Genomic DNA, 20,835 nt, shown 5'->3' on the forward strand with positions numbered 1-20,835 from the left:
TAAATGAAAATAGGTATCCTAACATTCCATTATGCGAAAAACTATGGTGCGGTATTGCAAACCTATGCGTTATTGTCTAAAATAAGAGAGCTTGGACATGATGTTTGGATTATCAATCGCATCCCTGATTATACGAATCTGTTACGCTGGTTATACCATCATTTGTCGTACAAACATATATGGGGTTGGCTGCGTTTTAAGCAATTTTCCCGGCAATATCTTTTGCCTAAAACAAAGTTGTATCAAACACAATCATCCATAATCAAAGGATTTCCCGAGGAAAATTTTGATGCCGTGGTGGTAGGGAGTGATCAGGTATGGCGATGGAATTGGCGAATGGTAGGGCTTAATTATTTCTTGGACTTTATTCCGCAGGAAGGTGTAAAAAAAATCTCTTATGCGGCCTCTTTTGGACTCTCTGAGTGGAATGATACACCACAGAACACCGCCTTAATCAAACAATTACTTCAGTCATTTGCAAAAGTCTCGGTTCGGGAAAATACAGGTGTGGAGATCTGTAAAAACTATTTTGATAGAGAGGCGGAATTGGTAGTCGATCCCACATTGCTTTTTGCGCGTGATTTTTATGAATCAACTCTTCTAAAGGAATATCCCTTACAGGAAAACAATCGAATTGTTTCTATTATGCTTAGCAAGCCCAAGCAATCTATCGAACTCTCTCGTTGGGCAAAAGAGAGAGGGATGGAGCATAATGAACTCTCTTGTACATATGTTGAAGAGCCCGGCTTATTTTGGGATACCATAAGGCATCTACAACATATCACTGTTCAGGAGTGGTTAAATGAAATTAGAAATGCGAAATATGTTGTAACCAACTCTTTCCATGCTACTGTATTTGCTCTTTTATTTGAAAAGCCATTTGTGGTTGTTGATTTGCCAAGAGGAGGAAGCAATCGGATAGAGACCTTGTTGGAGTATGTGGGATTAGAAAACCATTTGGTGAAAGATGTTAGGGATATAGATAATGTATTGGAGCAAAAGATTGACTATCCGTCAATTTATGCAAAACTGGATGAGATACGAAAATTATCAATTGGTTTCTTGAAATCCTGTTTTTAAAAAGAGTATGATACTATTGTTCTTATTACTTTTTTTATTGAACCCCTTAGTGGGAATAGTTTCTTATGCCATGTATTGCTGGAAGAAAGAAACTAAAAGTGCAGACCTTCTTATTTTAGGGTTGTTCATGTCTTCTTATTTAGGCTTATTGAATACTACAAAAGAAATGGCTGGTGATATCGCCGCCTATCAAGACTACTTTTTTAGTGTTCCAAATTTCAAAAATATTCTAACCTTTTTGTTGTCTTTTGGTAAAGAACCGCTTTACTATGGATATACTTATGTGTCATATTATATCTTTGGAGGTAGTTGGAAATTGTTTGTTTTTAGTATTACTGTTATTAATTACATGTTGCTCTCGTATGGGATAGTAACAACGGCGAAAGTCATCAAGGCCGATGCAAGAAATACGATTACGACATTGTTTTTTATGTTTTTGTTTTTTCAGGAATTTGCAAGTAGTGGGCATATGATTCGACAATGTTTAGCACAATCCATAGTTATTGTTTTCTTTGTGTTATGGTTTATAAAAGGTAAAAAATCTTGGTGGATCGCATTAGCGGCATTGGCTACACATACTTCTTCATTGCCGGTATTGGCTGTCGGCTTGATACCAATCATAAAAAAGCGATTGAGCTTAAAGCAGGCTTTGTGGTTAGTCGGTTGTATTATTCTCTTCGCCGGATTGTTTTACTATCTTTCCCCTATGTTACAAAATATACCTTACTTTGGTTATGCTGTTGGACGATTCAATAATCTTAATTTAGGAGCAGACGGCTGGCAAGAACAGATTGGATTAACGGGGGCTATGAAAGTCTTATTAGGTGTTAATGTATTCTTGATAGGATATATCTACAAAGTGATTTACAAAGCAAAAGAGGATGTAGATAGCACAGTTCAACATATAATTCCCTATGTGAATATTTATGCAATTCTCACTGTCTTTGTTATAGTATGTAACATGATTGGAGCCTACTATTTACTTATGCGATATTTCTTTTATCTTTACGCTCTTCAAAATGTATTGTTATTGTTAACTTTACACTATTCTAAAGCACGTTTGAAGTATATTTTCCAAGTGCAGGGTGTTGTTTTATTATTTGTCTATTTTGGTTACTATCTGTCGAATGGTTTTTTTTCCTATCTTCCAATTAGTGATGCTATTCTTTATCCTGCTCCAATTTATTTTATGAATTAATAAACGCTTAAACAACTTGTTCTATTAAAACTGGAAATCTATATAATTGCATTAAATATGAAACTCCTTATCTTCCACCGTACCATAGCCCCTTACCGGATTGACTTTTTTAATGATTTGTTTAAGTCGTTCGACACACGTATATGTCTGCAATACAGAAATCTGATCACTCAGAAATTTGATTATGATAAGATTGAAGCGCAGTTTATTTTTACTCCAGTTTACTTAAAGGAGCTATTTCGTTTGAAAGGGCGCATTTTTAACCATGGCTATTGGAAGCAGTTAGATGAGTTCTCTCCGGATTTAGTTATTGTTGGCGAATTTGGGTGGGATGCTATCTTGGTCTTGTTGCATCGCTTTCTGAAACGTAAAAAATACAAGGTGGTGTCTATTTGCGACGATAGTTATAATATGGTTGCGGAAGGGAATGACTTTTCTCGCTTACATCGTTTTCTTAGGAGTTATATTGTGCCTAAATTAGATGAATTGATTTTGGTAGAGACAAAGGTCACTCAATGGTACCAAGAGCATTATGGAAAAGGCTTCTTTTTCCCTATTATCAAAAACGATGATAAGGCCCGGGAAGAATATGCAATTCTACTCCCGCGCAGCCGGGAAACGGCTATAAAATATGGATTAACAGGGAAAACTGTTTTCCTCTTTGTCGGCCGGTTGGTTGCTATAAAAAATGTAGATACGGTATTGAAAGCCTTTGCCAACCTAAAGCGATCTGATAAGGCTTTGGTGATTGTTGGTGATGGTCCGGAAAAGGAAAAATTGGAGCAATTAGCCAATAATCTTGAGGTAGATGTACTCTTTACCGGCAGATTGGAAGGTGAAGAACTTTTACAATGGTATAATATCGCCACTTGTTTTGTGTTGGCAAGTTATCAGGAGCCTTTTGGGGCGGTAACTAACGAAGCCCTATTGGCAGGTTGTCACTGTTTGATCTCTTCACGTGCCGGAAGTGCCTGTTTGATAGAGGAGGGTGTTAATGGATGGACGTTTGAGCCGCAAGATGTGGAAGATCTAAAAGAGAAAATGGAAAAAGTTATGGGTGAGTGTAAATATACATTAGAAGATCAAACAAATATAAGGGAGAGTAAAATGCCATATCGCTATGAGGATATTTTTAGAAATTTATTGCAAGAAATAACAGGTGATGATAACAGATAAAGAGAAGTTTCTAACAATACTGTTCCGCGAGTTGAACAGCAGTGGGCTAAGATATGCGGTATTACGTAATTATGAACTATTACCGGTATCTACAGGAGATAGCGATTTGGATATATGGATAAAGAGTGAGGATTATCCTCTTTTTAACAAGATAGTGAAAGAAACGGCTACTAATCTTGGTGCTAAACGAATCTCCCAAATATCAGACAAGCAGTGTCCTAAAATAGCATTAATGGCTATATTATGGGGGATTCAAATTGATGTATATATTGGAGGAGCATATCATCGTGGGGTTCCCTATTTGTCAGAACAGATTATTGCAGCTAATGTGGAGAAATATAACGATATTTATGTGTTGAATGCTACAATAGATGGATTGATGTGTTTCTTAAAAGAGACTCTGAACAATAAAAAATGTAGGGAAGATTATTGCATAAAGGCTCAACAGGTGGCTGAAAAACTGACAGTAGAGCAGTTGTCAGACTATCTGCAAGCTTTTTCCTTGCCTATACGCAAACGTATTGATACAGTTTTGCGAGAGGGTCTATTTTCCGCATCTTCGATTCAAAAAATAGGGATAGAAGGGTCTAAGGATTTATTGTCTTTTATTGCGAGACTTCGTTATCAATGCATACAAATAAGCAAGTTGCATAGGCTGACAAGGCAACCGGGATATACCATCGCATTTTTAGGGACAGACGGTGCCGGTAAAAGCACCCTGATTGATAAGATGAGGCCTATTCTGAATGAGGCCTTTCATAACGGTGTGCGGTATGAACATTTACGCCCAAACTACATACCTTCATTGGCTGTTTTTATGGGGAAAAAAAGCAAAGAAGAAGTTCCCGAGATATGCACAGATCCACATGGGGCAAAACCATCCGGTGTAATAGGTTCTTTGATAAGATTGAATTATTATTTGTTAGATTACACCTGGGGGTATTTTCGTAAAGTTTTCTGTGATAAGTCTGTGAAGACGCATCTTTGGATATTTGATCGTTATTTTTATGATTATATTAATGATCCCCTTCGGGCAAGGATTTCATTGCCCAAATGGTTATTAAATTTTTATGATCTTTTTGTACCTACCCCGGATTTAATTGTGTGTGTTGGTACTCAAGCCGAGATTATCCATGCTCGTAAACCCGAATTACCCCTGGAAGAGGTACAGAAGCAGGTGGAAACATTAAAATTATTCGCGGAAAAAAATCCTAAAGCAGTGTGGGTAGATACAGGATGTCGTATAGAAGAAAGTGTTACGGCTGCTATGGATGCAATATTAAAAATGATGGATAAACGGTTTGGATATGAGAGTCTTAATTAATTGTTATGCTTGTTCTCCCTACAAAGGCTCGGAACCAGGGATGGGTTGGAATTTTGTTTGGGGCTTATCGCAGAAACATGAGCTACATATTTTAACAGAATGTAAATTCCAACAGGATATTGAGCGTTTTATGAAAGATGTTCCTGAAGCATCTAAGTTTTTACATTTCTATTATATAAAGAAAAAGAGACATAAACTGCTTCGTAAACTTTGGCCTCCTTCCTACTATTGGTTTTATAGGGACTGGCAAAAAAAAGCTTTTCAGAAAGCGATAGAGTTAGACAAGGAATTAAACTTCGATATCGTTCATCAACTAAATATGGTGGGATATAGAGAGCCTGGTTATTTATGGAGAATGGAAAAACCTTTCGTTTGGGGACCTATAGGTGGTTTCAATATCACTCCTTGGCGGATGTTGACTTCAATGGGTTTTTATGGTGCTCTCTTTTACGCATTTAGAAATGTCATTAATCTAAAACAAATGTACACGATGAGGCGGGTAAAGTCAGCTATGAAGCGGGCGGATGCATTAATTGCCGCCACCCAAAATGAAGCGGAGACCATTCTGCGCTTGTATAAGCGCAAAAGTATTGTTATTCCAGAGGTTGGCTGGCAGAAAGCAGAACTTAAACAATTCTCTCCCCATAAAAGGGAGACCACCTTGAAAATCTGTTGGAGTGGTCAACATACTCCCGGAAAATCGTTGAATCTTTTGATAGAAGCTTTGTCTTTGGTTCGATGTAAGGTTGAATTACATGTTTTAGGTAGTGGCAGATGTACAGAAAAATGGAAGAAGCAATCAGCTAAGATTGAACATATTCGTTTCTTTTGGTATGGATGGGTTGAGCGTTCAAAAAGTATTGAGATTATGAAAACTTGTGATTTGTTCTGTATTACGAGTCTTTCCGATTTAACATCTACAGTACTGCTTGAGGCTTTGTCGTACGGGTTGCCGGTTATTGCTTTAGATCATTGTGGTTTTTCCAATGTTTTAACCGAACAATGTGGTATAAAAATTCCTATACATACAAAAGCTCAGGTTGTTAGTGCCATTGCAAAAGCGATAGAACAAATAGATGCAGACGAAGAACTTAGACAAATGATGTCTGTGGCTGCTTATGAACGGGCTCAACAGTATAATTGGGATGATAAAATAGAAACTATTTCTGGGATCTATAATGAGGTGGCAAAATGAGATTCTATCGCTTTAAGACTTTTCGGACGAGTTATTATTTTCCTAAAATAACAAAAGAAACGAGGTTTCTATATGGGCTGTACAATCCGTACGGAAATGTACTCATAAGAATATACTGGACATTATTTAAGAACGTTGGTATTTTCAGATTGTTAGCTTCACTTCGAGTCAAAAAAATAAATGAGCCGGTTATTGAGAAAATTTTAAGATTGTCTCCCCCCAATAGCATTGTATCGATCAATATGGGAACACCAGGGGAAGAACAAAAAGTCTCCATCCTGGGATATAGACCAGATGCTAAAGAGTCTTTTTTTGCTAAATATGCAGAGAAAAAAGAGGCTAGACGGTTAGCTCATAATGAGATAAAAATACTAAAGAAATTGGAAGGGAAAGGAATCGCTCCTCAACTGATGTCTGCTGTAGAAGAAGATGATTTTGTCTTTTTTATCACATCAAGGGTGAATGGCACTCTCTATAAGAGCAATTCTATTTCTAACCGAGTAATAGAACTCGCCGCATCGATCTCAAAAATTGACATTTCTGATAGAACACAGAACAAATCTTTAAAAGAAAGTTTCTCCCATGGCGACTTCTGTCCATGGAATATAATGGTAGAGAATGGAGAGTTGAGACTGATTGATTGGGAAATGGCTGCTATTCGTCCATTAGGTTATGATTTGTTTTTGTTTATCATTCATGCCAATTTTGTAATGGGGGCTACGTGTGAATATGTTACAAAGGTGTTGAGAGAGAACCAACAGGCTATTACATTTTATTTCCAACAATTTGACATCAAAGATTATCGACCTTATTTGAAACACTTTGTTTTAGATCGCATTTTTGTTGAATCTGGCAAAAGGCACATACAAATGGTTGAGAAATATGAGCAGATAGCGGAGACTTTCTCTTTGAAAACTAAAATATGAAGAATAAAATCCTTTTCATAACCCCTCTACCTCCTCCTGTGCATGGCTCCTCTATGATGAGCCAATATATTAAGGAGAGCAAGCTGATCAATGACACCTTTGATTGTGACTTTATCAACCTGTCTACTTCCCGTAAGATGGATGAGATCGGGAAGATGAGTTTGGCGAAGGTATGGCGTTTTTGTTCTTCTTATTTTCTGCTTATTGGAAAGTTATTGTTTCGAAGGTATGATCTTTGCTATTTGGCGATAACCTGCCATGGTATCGGTTTTCTGAAGGATGCACCTTTTGTTTTGATCTGTAAATTATTCCGAAAAAAGGTGGTGATTCATCAGCATAATAAAGGCATGTCCGGGTATGTTGATAAGCCTTTTTATAAATGGTTACTCCCTTTTGTCTACCGAAAAACTCATGTGATATTGCTCTCCTGGAAATTGTATCCGGATATTGAAAGGGTGGTTTCTAAAGAACAGGTGTTGATTTGTCCGAATGGAATACCTGAAGTATGGGATGAAAAGCCATTATTTAATCGAAATAATAATATCCCCAAACTATTGTTCTTGTCTAATTTAATAGAGAGTAAAGGTGTATTGGTTTTATTGGATGCTTGCCATATACTGAAGGAGAAGTCTTGTTTGTTTACCTGTGAATTCGTTGGCGGAGAAACCAAAGAAATTAATAAAGAAGATATGCAAAGGGAAATAGACAAAAGAGGATTGAATGAAATTGTTAGCTACGTAGGGAGTAAATACAAGGAAGAGAAAAGAGAAGTATTAAAAAGAGCAGACATATTTATTTTTCCAACATTCTATATTAATGAAACTTTTGGACTTGTCAATTTAGAAGCCATGCAATACGGCCTACCCATTATCTCCACAGATGTAGGTGGAATCACCGATATTGTTATTGATGGTGAAACCGGTTTGATATGCAAAACACGGGATGCGGAAGATTTAGCCAATAAGATAAAACTATTATTAGATAATCCGTCACTTAGGCAGCAATATGGGCAAGCGGGGTATGATCGGTTTGTAGCCAACTACACACTTGAGCGATTTGAAGCCTGTATGAGTGCTTGTTTATCTATCATCGCTTAACTTTTTATTATGGAGACTTATTTTAATATTCGATATGAATTTGACAAGAAGCAGGTTCATACAGCCATAGAGGAGCGCCTCCGACAGGAGGGAGCTGACTATATCTGTGTGGCTGATGGGGTTATATTAAACATTGCCAATCGCAAACCGGACTATTTGCAGGTTGTAAATGGAGGTATGTTCTCGATATGCGATAGCGGTTATGTTCCTCTATACATTCAATGGCTTTATGATAGGCGGTTTGAGCAGTATTGCGGTAGTCAGATCTTTATGGATATCATTCAATCTCGCAGGTATCGAATGATTTTTATGGGCACATCACAGGCAACACTCGACGGGTTGAAAGAGAATCTTACACAGTGGAATCCCGAGGTGGAGGCTATGACATTCTATGAACTGCCTTTCAGGAGTGTGGAGGAGTTCGACTATCCGGCGATTGCGAATATGATTGAGACCGATGGAGCCGAGATTATCTGGGTTGCCCTGGGTGCTCCCAAGCAGGAGATCTTTATGAACAGGCTCAAGCCTCATCTGCAACGAGGGGTGATGATTGCTGTGGGGGCTGCTTTTAAGTTTTTTAGTGGAACTGAGGTTAAGCGGGCACCGGAGTGGATGATAAAGGCGCGTCTTGAGTTTTTATATCGTATCTTTAGCGAGCCTAAGAAACAGTTGAAACGATGTGCTTGGATTGTCATCACATTGCCACGGATTCTGTTTATTGAATGGAAGCGTAAACAAAATAAATAAGATAATAACATATGAAAAAAGTAGCATTAATCACCGGGATCACCGGGCAGGACGGGTCGTTTCTGGCTGAGTTTCTGATTGAGAAGGGGTATGAGATACATGGGGTGTTGCGTCGTTCTTCCTCTTTTAATACGGGGCGCATCGAACATCTGTATTTGGATGAGTGGGTGCGCGATATGAAGCAGTCGCGGGCGGTCAACCTGCATTATGGCGATATGACCGATTCGAGCTCGCTGATTCGTATCATTCAACAGATCCAGCCGGATGAGATCTATAACCTGGCGGCACAGAGCCATGTGAAGGTGAGCTTCGACACCCCGGAGTATACGGCGGAGACCGATGCGGTGGGTACGTTGCGCCTGTTGGAGGCGGTGCGCATCCTGGGGCTGGAGAAGAAGACACGCATATACCAGGCCTCTACCTCCGAGCTTTTCGGCCTGGTGCAGGAGGTGCCTCAGAAGGAGACGACGCCTTTTTATCCCCGTAGCCCCTATGGGGTGGCTAAGCAGTATGGCTTCTGGATCACGAAGAATTACCGGGAGGCGTATGGTATGTTTGCGGTGAATGGTATCTTGTTTAACCATGAGAGTGAGCGACGGGGCGAGACCTTCGTGACCCGTAAGATCACGCTGGCGGTGAGCCGCATCGCACAGGGGCTGCAGGACAAGCTCTATATGGGGAACCTGGACTCGTTGCGCGACTGGGGCTATGCGAAAGACTATGTGGAGTGTATGTGGCTGATGCTGCAACACGACACGCCGGAGGATTTTGTGATTGCTACCGGCGAGATGCATTCGGTGCGGGAGTTCTGTACCAAAGCATTCGGGGAGGTCGGTATCGAGATCGACTGGCAAGGCGAAGGGGTCGACGAGAAGGGCATCGACCGCAAGAGCGGCAAGGTATTGGTAGAGGTAGACCCGAAATATTTCCGTCCGGCGGAGGTGGAGCAGCTGATGGGTGATCCGACCAAGGCAAAGACGCTATTGGGTTGGAACCCGCGGAAGACCTCTTTTGAGGAACTGGTGACCATTATGATGACGCATGATATGGCGTTTGTGAAGAAAACAGAACGGGAGGCATAAGACGGCGATGAAGAAGACGGCAAAGATATATGTGGCGGGGCATCGCGGTCTGGTGGGCTCGGCCATTTGGCAGAACCTGATAGCGAAAGGCTATACCAACCTGATCGGGCGAACCCATCAGGAGTTGGATCTCCTGGATGGGATGGCGGTGAAGGCGTTCTTCGACCGGGAGCAGCCGGAGTATGTGATACTGGCAGCCGCCCGCGTGGGGGGCATTATGGCGAATAACACCTACCGGGCGGATTTTATTTATGAGAATCTGCAGATCCAACAGCATGTGATCGGGGAGAGCTTCCGCCACAATGTGAAGAAACTGTTGTTCCTGGGTAGCACCTGTATCTATCCGCGGGAGGCGGAGCAGCCGATGCGGGAGACGGCGCTGTTGACCGCGCCCCTGGAATATACTAATGAGCCGTATGCGATTGCTAAGATCGCGGGCTTGAAGCTGTGTGAGAGCTTTAATCTGCAATATGGTACGAACTATATCGCGGTGATGCCGACCAATCTGTATGGACCGAATGATAACTTCGATCTGGAGAAGAGCCATGTGTTGCCGGCGATGATGCGGAAGATACATCTGGCGAAGTGTTTGTATGAGGATGACTGGGAGGCGATACGCCGGGACTTGCAGGCGCGTCCGGTGAAAGGGGTGGATGAGAAGAGCTCGGAGGAGGCGATACTAGCTGTCCTGGCGGATTATGGGATCGGGAAGGAGCAGGTGGAGCTTTGGGGCACGGGCACACCGCTGCGTGAGTTCCTCTGGAGCGAGGAGATGGCGGATGCCTGTGTGTATATCATGGAACAGGTGGATTTCAAGGATACCTATGAAGTGGGAGCGAAAGAGATTCGTAACTGCCATATCAATATCGGCACGGGGAAGGAGATCAGCATTGCCGGGTTGGCGGAGTTGATCGTACAGGAGACGGGCTATCGGGGCCGGGTGGTCTTCAACCGGGATAAGCCGGATGGCACGATGCGCAAACTGACGGATACGACGAAGCTGCATCGATTGGGCTGGCAGCATCGGGTGGAGATTGATGAAGGGGTGCGTAGGATGTATGGGTGGTACTTAGCTAATTGTTAATGGTTAATTGTTAATGGTTAATTATTAATGGTTAGTGGGGAGTGAAAGGAGAAAGGAGAAAGGAGAGGGATTAATGGTTAGTGATTAGTGGTTAGTGAGGGGTGGGGAGAAAGGAGAAAGGGAGAAGGGAGATTGGAAGATTTTCATATAAATCCCGCAGGGATTTCCTATTCGTAACCGCGGGTGTAGCGAAGCAAACCCGTGGTAGGTAGGCAGATAGACAAGACCTACTCTACAAGCAACCCCGAAGCGGGTTGAACCCATTCCGGGTTCGTTAGTTATTATTAGCGGAATACCCCCGGTCGTTCGCTTCGCTCTCTTACCGAGGGTTACGAATAGGAAATCCCTGCGGGATTTAACTCATTTCAGTGTACCTTGCCACCTTCACATATTCCAAGATTGGAAGATTCCCCATGGAGCGCTGTAAGCGCGATTCAACCCAGCCCATGGGTGACCGTAGGGAACCCTGGGTATCAGTATGCGACAACAAAGGAGTTCTGAAGGAACGACTGTGTATATACACAAACACTCAATAGTCACTCCTTCAGAGTTCCATTTATTATAACCCAAACGACCCAGGGTTCCCCTACGGTCACCCATGGGCTGGGTTGAATCGCGCTGGCAGCGCTCCTTGGGAATCAAATCGGAGAAAACCTTCACTGCTTCACCAGCAGCCTGAGGCAACTGGCTACAGAGCGGGGCAATCTATGATTGCTATAACCACTAATCATTAATCATTAACAATTAACAATTGCTCCTCCCTTTCTCCTATTTCCTTTCTCCTTCACTCCCCACTAACAACTCCCCACTAACAACTAATCATTAAAAATCCTATCTTTGCTACTCTAATTGGGGGGAAGGATGAACTATTAGGCTATTTAGCTGTTATATTATTCGAAAGAAGTAGTCGCTGTGGGATACAGAGGTGGCCACTTGGGTAGTAATCAAGTAAAAATTCAAATAACAACGAAACAATGAAACAGTTTTATAAACAGGGTGTCTTACTCGTCTTGACCGTGTTGTTGAGCGCGTGTGGGAGTACGAAGGATGTGCTTTATCTGCAGGATGTGGATCCCTATAAGATGGTGCCGATCGAGCATAACTACGAGGTGATTATTCGCAATGATGACCTGTTGGCGATTATGGTGAACAGCCGGAACCCGGAGTTGGCCATGCCGTTTAATATGCCGATGGTGACCTATCAGTTGGGTACCGTAGGGCAGAACGTCGGACAGCAGCGGGTACTGGGTTACCTGGTGGATCCGAGTGGGGAGATCGACTTCCCGATCCTGGGTAGCCTGAAGGTGGAGGGGTTGACGCGTAACGAGTTGACGGAATTGATCAAAAATAAACTGATCGAGGAGGATCTGATCAAAGACCCGATCGTCACGGTGCAGTTCTTGAACTATAAGATATCGGTGATGGGCGAGGTGGCTCGTCCGGGTAGCTTTAGCATATCGGGTGACCGTATCACGCTGTTGGAGGCGTTGAGTATGGCGGGTGACCTGACGATCTACGGGAAGCGTGACCGGGTGGCGGTGATCCGTGAGAAGGATGGCAAGCGTTCGATCCTGTATCACGACCTGCGTTCGTCGGATATATTCACCTCTCCCTGTTATTACCTGCAACAGAATGATATTGTCTATGTGGAGCCCAACAAACGGAAGGCGGAGCAGAGCGATATCAACCAAAACAATACGATCGGGGTCTGGGTGTCTGTGCTCTCGCTCCTGACGACGGTGGCTGTATTGATTTTCAAATAAGAAATAGAAAGAGATATGGAAGAAAGAAAAGAGGAAGAACAGTTTATCAGCCTGGTCGATATTATTCATATTGTTATTGGGAAATGGTATTGGTTTGCCTTGTCGATCGTGGTCTGTTGCGCGGTGGCTTTTCTCTATCTGCGGATGACACCGAAAGAGTACACCCGTACGGCTTCGGTCTTGATCAAGGATGATGCCAAAGGGGGTGCGCTGAGTGAGACGGCGGCTTTTGAGGATTTGTCGATGTTCAACGTGAAGCGGAATGTGGACAACGAGGTGTTGGTGTTTAAGTCGCGTCGGTTGATGCGGGAGACGGCACGGAAGCTGAACCTCGATGTGAGCTATACGGTGAAGCAGGGGCTTCGCACGCAGGAGCTCTATACCCGCGCTCCGATCTCTGCCTCTTTCCCGGAGGTGGATGAGATGGAGAGCTTCTCGTTTGTGGCTACCCCGACATCGGACACGGAGGTGAGCCTGACGGATTTCCGGATTATCAGCGCCTCGGGTGACGAGCAGTTGTTGACGGAGACCTATACGGCTTTGTTGAACGATACCTTACAAACGACGATTGGTGCGTTGGTGGTGACCCCGACATTGTATTATAATGATTCCTACCTGCAAGTGCCGGTGACGATCACGAAGCGGAACCTGGAGAGTGTGGTGACGCAATACCAGAGCGCTTTGCAGGTGTCGCTGGCCAGTAAGACGGCAACGATCATCAACCTGACATTGCAGGATGTCTCTATCCGCCGGGCGGAGGATGTGATCAATACCTTGATTGATGTATATAACGCGGACGTGGTGAGCGACAAGAACCAGATCATGGTGAGTACCTCGGAGTTTATCAATGAGCGTCTGATTATTATAGAGAAGGAGTTGGGATCGGTCGATTCGGATATCGAGTCGTTTAAGCGGACGCATCAGTTGACCGATATCCAATCGGAATCGGGCATGTATCTGCAGACCACCAGCCAGCTTAGTCAGGAAGAGCTGGCGTTGCAGAACCAGTTGTCGCTGGCGAAATATATCCGGGAGTACCTGACGGATCCGAGTCGTAGCTCCGACCTCATCCCTTCGAATACGGGACTGTCGGATATGAATATCGAGGGACAGATTGCGGCCTACAATGAGCTGTTGTTGAAACGTGATAAATTGATTGGTAACAGTAGTAGCAAGAACCCGGTGGTGATGGATCTGAATAACTCGCTCAGCGCGATGAAGCAGACGATTATCCGGGCGATTGACAACCTGATCGTGGGATTGAACCTGCAGATTGGTAATGTGAAGCAGCGTGAGGTGCAGACAGCACGTCGTATCTCTGCCGTACCTTCTCAGCAGAAGGAGGTATTATCGATCGAACGACAGCAGAAGATCAAAGAGGCGTTGTATCTCTACCTGTTGAACAAACGGGAGGAGAACGCCCTCTCGCAGGCGATGACGGAGAGCAATGCGCGTATCGTGGATGCCGCTTCGGGCAGCAACGCGCCGGTGGCTCCGAAGTCGATGATTATCCTGTTGGCGGCGTTTGTCCTGGGGTGTATCATTCCGGGCGGTGTGCTCTGGATGCAAAACACGTTGGACACCAAGGTGAAAGGACGCAAAGACCTGGAAGATGCCACGACGATACCTCTCTTGGGTGAGATCCCTCACCGCGATAGGAAAGGGAAAGAGGAGCATGATGTGGTGGTGCGCAAGGATAGCCGTGACGCGGTGTCGGAGGCCTTCCGTATTATCCGTACCAATATGGAATTTATGCGGGTGAAAGCCAACGATATGAAGGTGATTATGCTTACCTCCTCTTCGCCGGGTGCCGGGAAGACCTTTATCTCTACCAACCTGGCGGTGAGCCTGGCGTTGATGCAGAAAAAGGTGATTCTGGTCGACCTGGATATCCGCAAAGGAACCTTGAGCGACCGGGCGGGAGCGACCGGTAAGGGGATAAGCAACTTCCTGTCGGGCAGGATCGATCGGATAGACGATATGATACAGACAGGATATATTGATAACTGCCTGGATGTGATCCATGTGGGGCCCGTGCCTCCTAACCCGGCAGAGCTCCTGTTGAGCGATCGCCTGGATTACCTGATCGAGGAGCTGAAGAAGAGATATGATTATATTATCCTGGATACGGTGCCGGCAGGTATTGTGGCGGATGCTTCGATCATTAACCGCGTGGCGGATGTGACGGTATATGTGGTGCGTGCCGGGTTGTTGGATCGCCGTCAACTGCCGGATATCGAGCGCCTGTACCGGGAGGAACGCTATAAGAATATGTGTACGATCCTGAATGATATCCGTTTTGACAAGGCGGGCTATGGGTATGGCTACGGCTATGGATATGGCTACGGGTACGGTTACGGCTATTCGAAAGACGATAAATAGACGATGTTCTCTTTTTTCAGTCGCAAAGAGCGTTTGTCCGCTACCGGCCTGTTGAATGGGCTGGTCGATATACATGCGCATCTATTGCCGGGCGTAGACGATGGGGTGGCGACGATGGAGGAGTCTGTGCGAACCCTCTCGGCTCTGGCCGGGATGGGGATCCGAAGGATGTATCTGACTTCGCATGTGATGGATACGACCGATGCCGGGTATAAGGCATACTACCGGGAGCAGTTTGAGGCGTTGAAAGCGGTCTGTCCCGAAGGGGTTGAGATACGTCTGGCGGCCGAGTATATGCTGGACATGGGGTTTGCCGCCCGCCGTGAGGAGGGGCTGTTGGCGATGAGCGGAGGACATGTGTTGGTTGAGACCTCTTATATGGCACCGCCACCTGACTTTATTGAGCTGTTGTATGAGGTGGTGCTCGATGGGTATCATCCGATTGTGGCGCATCCGGAGCGTTATATGTATATGGGTGACCGGGATTACCGGGAGCTGAAAGAGAAAGGGTGCAGGTTACAACTCAATATATTATCCCTTTCGGGGCTTTATGGGCGACGGGCCGAGGAGGTGGCGCGCCGGCTACTGAAGGAGGGCTACTACGATCATGTCGGCACGGATATTCACCAGCTGGAGAAATTCCAAAAAGCCCTGGAGACTATCACGCTCCACAAGACAGAGCGACAAGAACTGGAGCGACTGGTCCGGAATAATGATGGGCTGTGGTGAGGGGGGCTTCAGGTTTGGGAAGATGTGGAGGTGATAAAGTCCGGAAGGACTTAGACGTGGATAACCCCGTGCAAGCCGTCAGGCGCAGCTCGGGGGACGAGAGTATAATAAAAACGAGCTCCGTAGGGGCTCAACAGTTGACCTCCTACGGAGCTCATTATATAGATATTACTTCTACCCCGAGCTGCACCTACGGTTTGCACGGGGTTATCTAGGTTGAAGCCCTTTCGGGCTTTCTACCTTCCCATCCTCTCCGATTTGAATACCAGCAGCCTGAGGCAACTGGCTACAGAGCAGAGCAATCTATGATTGCTATAAGAATTGCTCCCCCCTTCGCTAAGCGAACGTTGTTTAACAATTAACCATTAATAATTAACAATTGCTCCTCCCTTCTCCTTTCTCCTTTCTCCTTTCTCCCCCCACTCCCCACTAATCACTAATCATTAACCACTCCTTCCCCCCTTCTTGCTTAACTAATCATTAAAAACCCTATCTTTGCACTTTAATTAAGAGAAGGAAAAAGGAAAGGGACTATGGCATTTACAAATAATGTGATGATTGTACGCCACGAGCTATTAGCACGGCTGGTTGAACTATGGAAAAACAATCTTTTATTGACGGGTATCGATCGTTTGCCAATCGAATTGACGCCTCGCCGCGCCAAGGTGCAGGGGCGTTGTTGTGTGCATAAGGAACGTGCCGTATGGAAATACAAGGCTCTCCCGCTTATGGGCTTCGACATGACCGATGAGGAGGATGAGTTGACACCGCTTTCGGAATATGCCAAGCGGGCTTTATTGCGGACGGAGAATAAGAAAGAGAATCTGTTGTGCGTGATTGATGAGGCCTGTTCGTCGTGTGTATCGGTCAACTATGAGGTGACGAATCTCTGTCGAGGCTGTGTGGCGCGTAGTTGTTATTTTAACTGTCCGAAGGAGGCGATTCACTTCCAGAAAAACGGACAGGCGAAGATCGACCACGAGACCTGTATCAGCTGTGGCAAATGCCAGCAGAATTGTCCCTATCATGCCATTGTCTATATCCCGATCCCTTGCGAAGAGGTCTGCCCGGTGAAGGCGATCAGCAAAGACAAGTACGGGGTGGAGCATATCGATGAATCGAAATGTATCTATTGCGGCAAATGCATCAATGCCTGTCCTTTCGGGGCTATCTTTGAGATCTCCCAGGTGTTCGACATACTCCAGAGCCTGCGTAACAAAGAGCAGATGGTTGCCATCGTGGCACCCGCCATCCTGGGGCAGTTCAGTGTGCCGGTCGAGAATGTGTACGGTGCCATACGCGCGTTGGGATTTGCCGATATCGTGGAGGTGGCGCAAGGGGCGATGGAGACCACCCGTCATGAGGCGGAAGAGTTTGCGGAGAAGATGAAAGAGGGGCAGCCCTTTATGACTACCAGCTGTTGTCCTTCCTATACCCAGTTGGCGGAGAAGCATATCCCGGACCTGAAGAAATATATTTCCGACACCCCTTCACCGATGTATTATACGGCGAAGATGGTGAAAGAGCAGTATCCCGACGCGAAGATTGTGTTTATCGGGCCGTGTGTCGCCAAGCGCAAAGAGGTGAAGATGAACAAAGATATCGATTATACTATGACCTTCGAGGAGGTCGCTTCGGTGTTGAAGGGTATGGATATCCGGGTGGAGGAGACCGAAGGGCTTAGCCTGGTGTCGACTGCTTCCCGCGAGGCGTATGGCTTTGCCCAGTCGGGCGGGGTGATCAATGCCGTGAAGACCTACCTGCGCGATGAGAGTGTGAATGCCGTACAGATCGCTAACCTGACCAAAAAGAATGTGGCCCTGTTACGCGCTTATGCCAAAACGGGGAAAACACCGGCACAATTCATCGAGGTGATGGCTTGCGAAGGAGGCTGCGTGACCGGTCCTTGTACCTTTGCCGATAAGATGTCGGGACAAAAGCAACTGGTGAAAGAATTGACTCGATTCTAATAATTATAACTTATAAACGCCACCAAGTATGGAAACAATTTTGCCTTATGCTCTTTTATGTTTCACCTCTTTCTTTACGTTGACCAATCCATTGGGCACCATGCCTGTCTTCCTGACAATGACCAGCGGCATGGACGAGCAGGAGCGGCAGCGTATTGTGAAGCGGGCGACGATTGCCTCGTTTATCACCCTGATGGTTTTCACCTTCTCGGGACAGCTCTTGTTTAAGTTCTTTGGGATCTCTACCGACGGGTTCCGCATTGCCGGCGGGATTATCATTTTCGCGATCGGCTACGATATGCTGCAGGCGAAGTATGCCAGCGCGAAGCTCAAGAAGGAGGAGATCAAGACCTATGTGAACGATATCTCCATTACGCCATTGGCTATTCCTATGATGTGCGGGCCGGGTGCGATTGCCCAGGGCATTATCCTGATGGAGGATGCTCATACCTATGCCATGAAAGGGACATTGATCGCGATGATTGCAGTGGTCTATTTCATTACCTACCTGATACTACGTGCCTCGACACGCCTGGTGAAGGTATTGGGCGAGACGGGCAACAACGTGATGATGCGTCTGATGGGGTTGATCCTGATGGTGATTGCCGTGGAATGTTTCGTCGGAGGGGCGCGGCCTATCTTGATTGATATATTGCGGCAAGCAGCGAATTGACCAACTCTTTCTCCATAATGGTCTGACCTTTCATGGGGAAGCTGTCAGCCACCGACAGGGCTTTCTCGCAGCAAGCGGCCGCTTCTTCTTTGTCTTCATGGAGATAATAGGCTACGTATGCTTTGATACGGTGGCCACTCATATCGTTCTCTTTCTCTAACCGCTGTTTCACCTGGTCGTAAAACGCTTGTGCCTTGTCTGTTTCTCCTAAGAGGCAATAGACACAGAGAAACTCCATCTTCATTGGAATGTCGACGGCCGAAGGGATGGTGTCGATATGTTTCTCCATCAACCGGCAGCAGTGTGTTACCTTCTCCAGATCTCCCCGGTCGAGGGCGTTGAACAGGTGGTAGATAATGCGGTAGATAAAGAACTGGTTGGGGTCGTTTTCCTCTTCCAATGGCTGGTTTAACAAAGCAATATCGCCGGGGCGCATGCCGACTACCATCTGTTGCATAACCCTGTTCAAGAAGGTCATGTCTTTGGCCAATTCTTCTTTGCGCAAGATGCTGAAGATGATCTTGCCATCGGTAGGGTTGTTTTGTTCGATGCGTGGCCATAGATTCGTTGCCCCCAGAATAATAGAAACGAGGCCGAAGATCCATAAAGCCATCGTCAGGAGAGGGTGCCAGGCGGGAAACAGGCAGGCGAGGAGTATGGCTATCGCTCCGGTCAGTATATTGGTGGTCACCCCTCCCGCGTAATAGAGGATATGTCGGCTATCCCGCAGCTCTCCTTCGGGTGGTACCATCATGCAGAGGCCTGCATATCCGACCGCCTTCTCGAATGTAAATTTATATTTCCCGTTCTCATATTTGTAACAGAGCGGCCCGAATTTGAGCATTAATAGTCTGTATCCCGAGAGTTTTCCAAACAGGAAATGCCCGATCTCATGCAGTTGTATTGCCAGGATAAACGAGAGAAAGACACAAGCGATCAATAGGAGAATGCCGATGGCGCCCATCTCTTTCATGTGTTTGGCTACATAGAGACCAAAAAGGGCGCCGATTCCCACACATATCAGGAAGAAAAGCGTGAGAGTCAGTATCCTGGAAGTTTTCTTTTTCATTAGTAGTCGTTGTCGGTAAGGAATTGTATCATTCGCTCGATGGCCCGGCTACAGGCAGGGCAGAAGGGGGCATAATCACGCATCATGCAATGGTCTACCGGGCGATAGATGCCTTTTGCCAGGTAGCCTCCGCCTTCAAACACACCCAGGTTGTTGCGATGGGCATCGTCGAGCGGTGTCGGAATCGGTGTGCCGGCCGGCAAGATGTTTTTCCATTTATGGTCGAAATCGACCAAGGTGGTGATATTAGGCTCCCATGGCTCTATGTTCAGGGGATAGAAATCATCGCTATAGGCCACTTCCGACGAGAAATATTCGTCGGCCAGCCCGGCAAAGCTATGTCCGAACTCATGCACAAACACGACAGAGGTACGCTCGTTGTCGGCTGTTCCCATGGCGTAGAAGTTATACATCCCGCCACCGCCGTAGGTATCGGTGTTGACCAAGATGAAGATGGCATCGCAGGGAACGTTCCATACCGCGTCGCGAATCGGTTTCATATCCTGCGTGGTCAGGTAACGATCGACGCCGAAGGTGTAATAGCCGGAGTTGAGGGCGGTATTGCGAAACACCCCTTTGCCGCTGATATCCGTGCCGGCCTCTTCCGAAACCAGGTGAACACCCCATACATTAAAGGCATCCCGGTGTTTGTCGAACGGCGGAGTCTGAAACAACGACTCGGTAAAACGACGAGCATCGGCGGCAAACTTCTCCTGATCGGCAGCCGTATACCCTTCTGCCAAGAAGACCAGGTCGATCTTTTCATGGGAGTCGCCGTTGCGTTGTATCTGGGTTATTCTGTTTTCATTGAGTGGGCTGCGGTCGATAAAGATACTGGTCGGATCCACTTCCAGGCGCATTAGTGGGGAAAAGAGGCTGGTAGCCCGGTTGCGCGCGGTGATTTCAATGGTGACAGGCGCTTTGGGGTAGGGGATTTGTAATCCGTTGTTCCATGATTGTGTCTCTGTTTTGGCCTGTTCCGTTGTCAGCCACTCTTCGAAAAGGGTATTGAAGCCGCGGGAATAGATCAGGGTTTCGGTGGCTTTATCATATACATTGATGTAGTAGCCGCCATAGCCGAACTGGTCGATCAGGTTGGTTTTCGGGCCTGCCCAGATGGGTTCTTCGCGCAGCTGCTGCAGGGCGGCCGCCTGAAACTCGCTATTGCCACTCAGGGCAAAGTCGATACGCAGGCTTTTGTCTTCAAAATATTTCTCGAAAGATGTTTGTGCCAATAGATTACAAAGGGAGGCGACGGTGCAGATTGCAATAAGGATAACTCTTTTCATGCGATTATTATTTGTGAATTGTGTAGCAGCAAAGATACATAAATCCTGTTA

Annotated in this window: 17 protein-coding genes; 15 read left to right on the top strand and 2 right to left on the bottom strand. The window is 45.7% G+C overall.

The annotated features are described in order from the left end of the window. Positions 1–3: 3 nt before the first annotated feature. The 15 genes from M2134_RS05435 (at position 4) to M2134_RS05505 (ending at position 18,426) form a co-directional block, all read left to right on the top strand. On the top strand, positions 4–1,080 hold the full coding sequence (locus M2134_RS05435) for a polysaccharide pyruvyl transferase family protein (protein WP_280750948.1): 1,077 nt from the start codon (positions 4–6) through the stop codon (positions 1,078–1,080). 7 nt (positions 1,081–1,087) lie between these two features. Continuing rightward, entirely contained in the window at positions 1,088–2,278 is a 1,191-nt protein-coding gene (locus M2134_RS05440) for an EpsG family protein (RefSeq protein WP_280750949.1), read from the top strand. Positions 2,279–2,335: 57 nt separating this feature from the next. Next, positions 2,336–3,454 carry a glycosyltransferase family 4 protein gene (locus M2134_RS05445; protein WP_280750950.1) on the top strand — a complete coding sequence of 373 codons (1,119 nt, stop codon included), beginning with the start codon at positions 2,336–2,338 and terminating at the stop codon, positions 3,452–3,454. Next, the gene (locus M2134_RS05450) at positions 3,441–4,778 is read left to right on the top strand and encodes a hypothetical protein (RefSeq protein WP_280750951.1); all 1,338 of its coding nucleotides are present in this window, start codon (positions 3,441–3,443) and stop codon (positions 4,776–4,778) included. Before M2134_RS05445 ends, M2134_RS05450 begins: the two co-directional genes overlap by 14 nt. Next, complete coding sequence (locus tag M2134_RS05455; protein WP_280750952.1) at positions 4,762–5,973, top strand: glycosyltransferase family 4 protein; 1,212 nt, start codon at positions 4,762–4,764, stop codon at positions 5,971–5,973. Before M2134_RS05450 ends, M2134_RS05455 begins: the two co-directional genes overlap by 17 nt. Positions 5,974–6,215: 242 nt before the next feature. Then, positions 6,216–6,899, top strand: a complete 684-nt coding sequence (locus tag M2134_RS05460) for a phosphotransferase (protein WP_280750953.1) — start codon at positions 6,216–6,218, stop codon at positions 6,897–6,899. After that, positions 6,896–7,996, top strand: a complete 1,101-nt coding sequence (locus tag M2134_RS05465) for a glycosyltransferase family 4 protein (RefSeq protein ID WP_280750954.1) — start codon at positions 6,896–6,898, stop codon at positions 7,994–7,996. The genes M2134_RS05460 and M2134_RS05465 overlap by 4 nt, the downstream gene beginning before the upstream one ends. 9 nt (positions 7,997–8,005) lie before the next feature. Next, positions 8,006–8,743 carry a WecB/TagA/CpsF family glycosyltransferase gene (locus M2134_RS05470; protein ID WP_280750955.1) on the top strand — a complete coding sequence of 246 codons (738 nt, stop codon included), beginning with the start codon at positions 8,006–8,008 and terminating at the stop codon, positions 8,741–8,743. An 11-nt stretch (positions 8,744–8,754) separates the two neighbouring features. Beyond that, on the top strand, positions 8,755–9,825 hold the full coding sequence (gmd, locus tag M2134_RS05475) for a GDP-mannose 4,6-dehydratase (protein ID WP_280750956.1): 1,071 nt from the start codon (positions 8,755–8,757) through the stop codon (positions 9,823–9,825). A 7-nt stretch (positions 9,826–9,832) separates the two neighbouring features. Next, positions 9,833–10,909: a GDP-L-fucose synthase gene (locus M2134_RS05480; protein ID WP_280750957.1), complete on the top strand. Its 1,077-nt coding sequence runs from the start codon at positions 9,833–9,835 to the stop codon at positions 10,907–10,909. 974 nt (positions 10,910–11,883) lie between these two features. Continuing rightward, entirely contained in the window at positions 11,884–12,672 is a 789-nt protein-coding gene (locus tag M2134_RS05485; RefSeq protein WP_280750958.1) for a polysaccharide biosynthesis/export family protein, read from the top strand. 15 nt (positions 12,673–12,687) lie between these two features. Next, on the top strand, positions 12,688–15,054 hold the full coding sequence (locus tag M2134_RS05490; protein WP_280750959.1) for a polysaccharide biosynthesis tyrosine autokinase: 2,367 nt from the start codon (positions 12,688–12,690) through the stop codon (positions 15,052–15,054). A gap of 3 nt (positions 15,055–15,057) precedes the next feature. Next, on the top strand, positions 15,058–15,783 hold the full coding sequence (locus tag M2134_RS05495) for a CpsB/CapC family capsule biosynthesis tyrosine phosphatase (protein ID WP_280750960.1): 726 nt from the start codon (positions 15,058–15,060) through the stop codon (positions 15,781–15,783). A gap of 533 nt (positions 15,784–16,316) precedes the next feature. Next, positions 16,317–17,753 carry a monomeric [FeFe] hydrogenase gene (locus M2134_RS05500; protein ID WP_280750961.1) on the top strand — a complete coding sequence of 479 codons (1,437 nt, stop codon included), beginning with the start codon at positions 16,317–16,319 and terminating at the stop codon, positions 17,751–17,753. A gap of 28 nt (positions 17,754–17,781) precedes the next feature. Next, positions 17,782–18,426 (top strand): MarC family protein, encoded by a 645-nt coding sequence (locus tag M2134_RS05505; RefSeq protein ID WP_280750962.1) that lies wholly within the window; start codon positions 17,782–17,784, stop codon positions 18,424–18,426. Here M2134_RS05505 and M2134_RS05510 read toward each other — a convergent pair. Both M2134_RS05510 and M2134_RS05515 read right to left on the bottom strand, forming a co-directional pair. After that, entirely contained in the window at positions 18,389–19,495 is a 1,107-nt protein-coding gene (locus M2134_RS05510) for a M50 family metallopeptidase (RefSeq protein WP_280750963.1), read from the bottom strand. The genes M2134_RS05505 and M2134_RS05510 overlap by 38 nt on opposite strands. After that, positions 19,495–20,784 (bottom strand): M64 family metallopeptidase, encoded by a 1,290-nt coding sequence (locus M2134_RS05515; RefSeq protein WP_280750964.1) that lies wholly within the window; start codon positions 20,782–20,784, stop codon positions 19,495–19,497. The genes M2134_RS05510 and M2134_RS05515 overlap by 1 nt, the downstream gene beginning before the upstream one ends. Positions 20,785–20,835 lie beyond the last annotated feature (51 nt).

This window comes from Parabacteroides sp. PM6-13 (assembly GCF_029892605.1).
GTDB lineage: Bacteria > Bacteroidota > Bacteroidia > Bacteroidales > Tannerellaceae > QVMG01.

Bases quoted from the DNA above. Each gene is read 5' to 3' on its own strand.
- M2134_RS05435 (WP_280750948.1), top strand. From the start codon at position 4: ATGAAAATAGGTATCCTAACATTCCATTATGCGAAAAACTATGGTGCG.
- M2134_RS05440 (WP_280750949.1), top strand. From the start codon at position 1,088: ATGATACTATTGTTCTTATTACTTTTTTTATTGAACCCCTTAGTGGGA.
- M2134_RS05445 (WP_280750950.1), top strand. From the start codon at position 2,336: ATGAAACTCCTTATCTTCCACCGTACCATAGCCCCTTACCGGATTGAC.
- M2134_RS05450 (WP_280750951.1), top strand. From the start codon at position 3,441: ATGATAACAGATAAAGAGAAGTTTCTAACAATACTGTTCCGCGAGTTG.
- M2134_RS05455 (WP_280750952.1), top strand. From the start codon at position 4,762: ATGAGAGTCTTAATTAATTGTTATGCTTGTTCTCCCTACAAAGGCTCG.
- M2134_RS05460 (WP_280750953.1), top strand. From the start codon at position 6,216: ATGGGAACACCAGGGGAAGAACAAAAAGTCTCCATCCTGGGATATAGA.
- M2134_RS05465 (WP_280750954.1), top strand. From the start codon at position 6,896: ATGAAGAATAAAATCCTTTTCATAACCCCTCTACCTCCTCCTGTGCAT.
- M2134_RS05470 (WP_280750955.1), top strand. From the start codon at position 8,006: ATGGAGACTTATTTTAATATTCGATATGAATTTGACAAGAAGCAGGTT.
- gmd (WP_280750956.1), top strand. From the start codon at position 8,755: ATGAAAAAAGTAGCATTAATCACCGGGATCACCGGGCAGGACGGGTCG.
- M2134_RS05480 (WP_280750957.1), top strand. From the start codon at position 9,833: ATGAAGAAGACGGCAAAGATATATGTGGCGGGGCATCGCGGTCTGGTG.
- M2134_RS05485 (WP_280750958.1), top strand. From the start codon at position 11,884: ATGAAACAGTTTTATAAACAGGGTGTCTTACTCGTCTTGACCGTGTTG.
- M2134_RS05490 (WP_280750959.1), top strand. From the start codon at position 12,688: ATGGAAGAAAGAAAAGAGGAAGAACAGTTTATCAGCCTGGTCGATATT.
- M2134_RS05495 (WP_280750960.1), top strand. From the start codon at position 15,058: ATGTTCTCTTTTTTCAGTCGCAAAGAGCGTTTGTCCGCTACCGGCCTG.
- M2134_RS05500 (WP_280750961.1), top strand. From the start codon at position 16,317: ATGGCATTTACAAATAATGTGATGATTGTACGCCACGAGCTATTAGCA.
- M2134_RS05505 (WP_280750962.1), top strand. From the start codon at position 17,782: ATGGAAACAATTTTGCCTTATGCTCTTTTATGTTTCACCTCTTTCTTT.
- M2134_RS05510 (WP_280750963.1), bottom strand. From the start codon at position 19,495: ATGAAAAAGAAAACTTCCAGGATACTGACTCTCACGCTTTTCTTCCTG.
- M2134_RS05515 (WP_280750964.1), bottom strand. From the start codon at position 20,784: ATGAAAAGAGTTATCCTTATTGCAATCTGCACCGTCGCCTCCCTTTGT.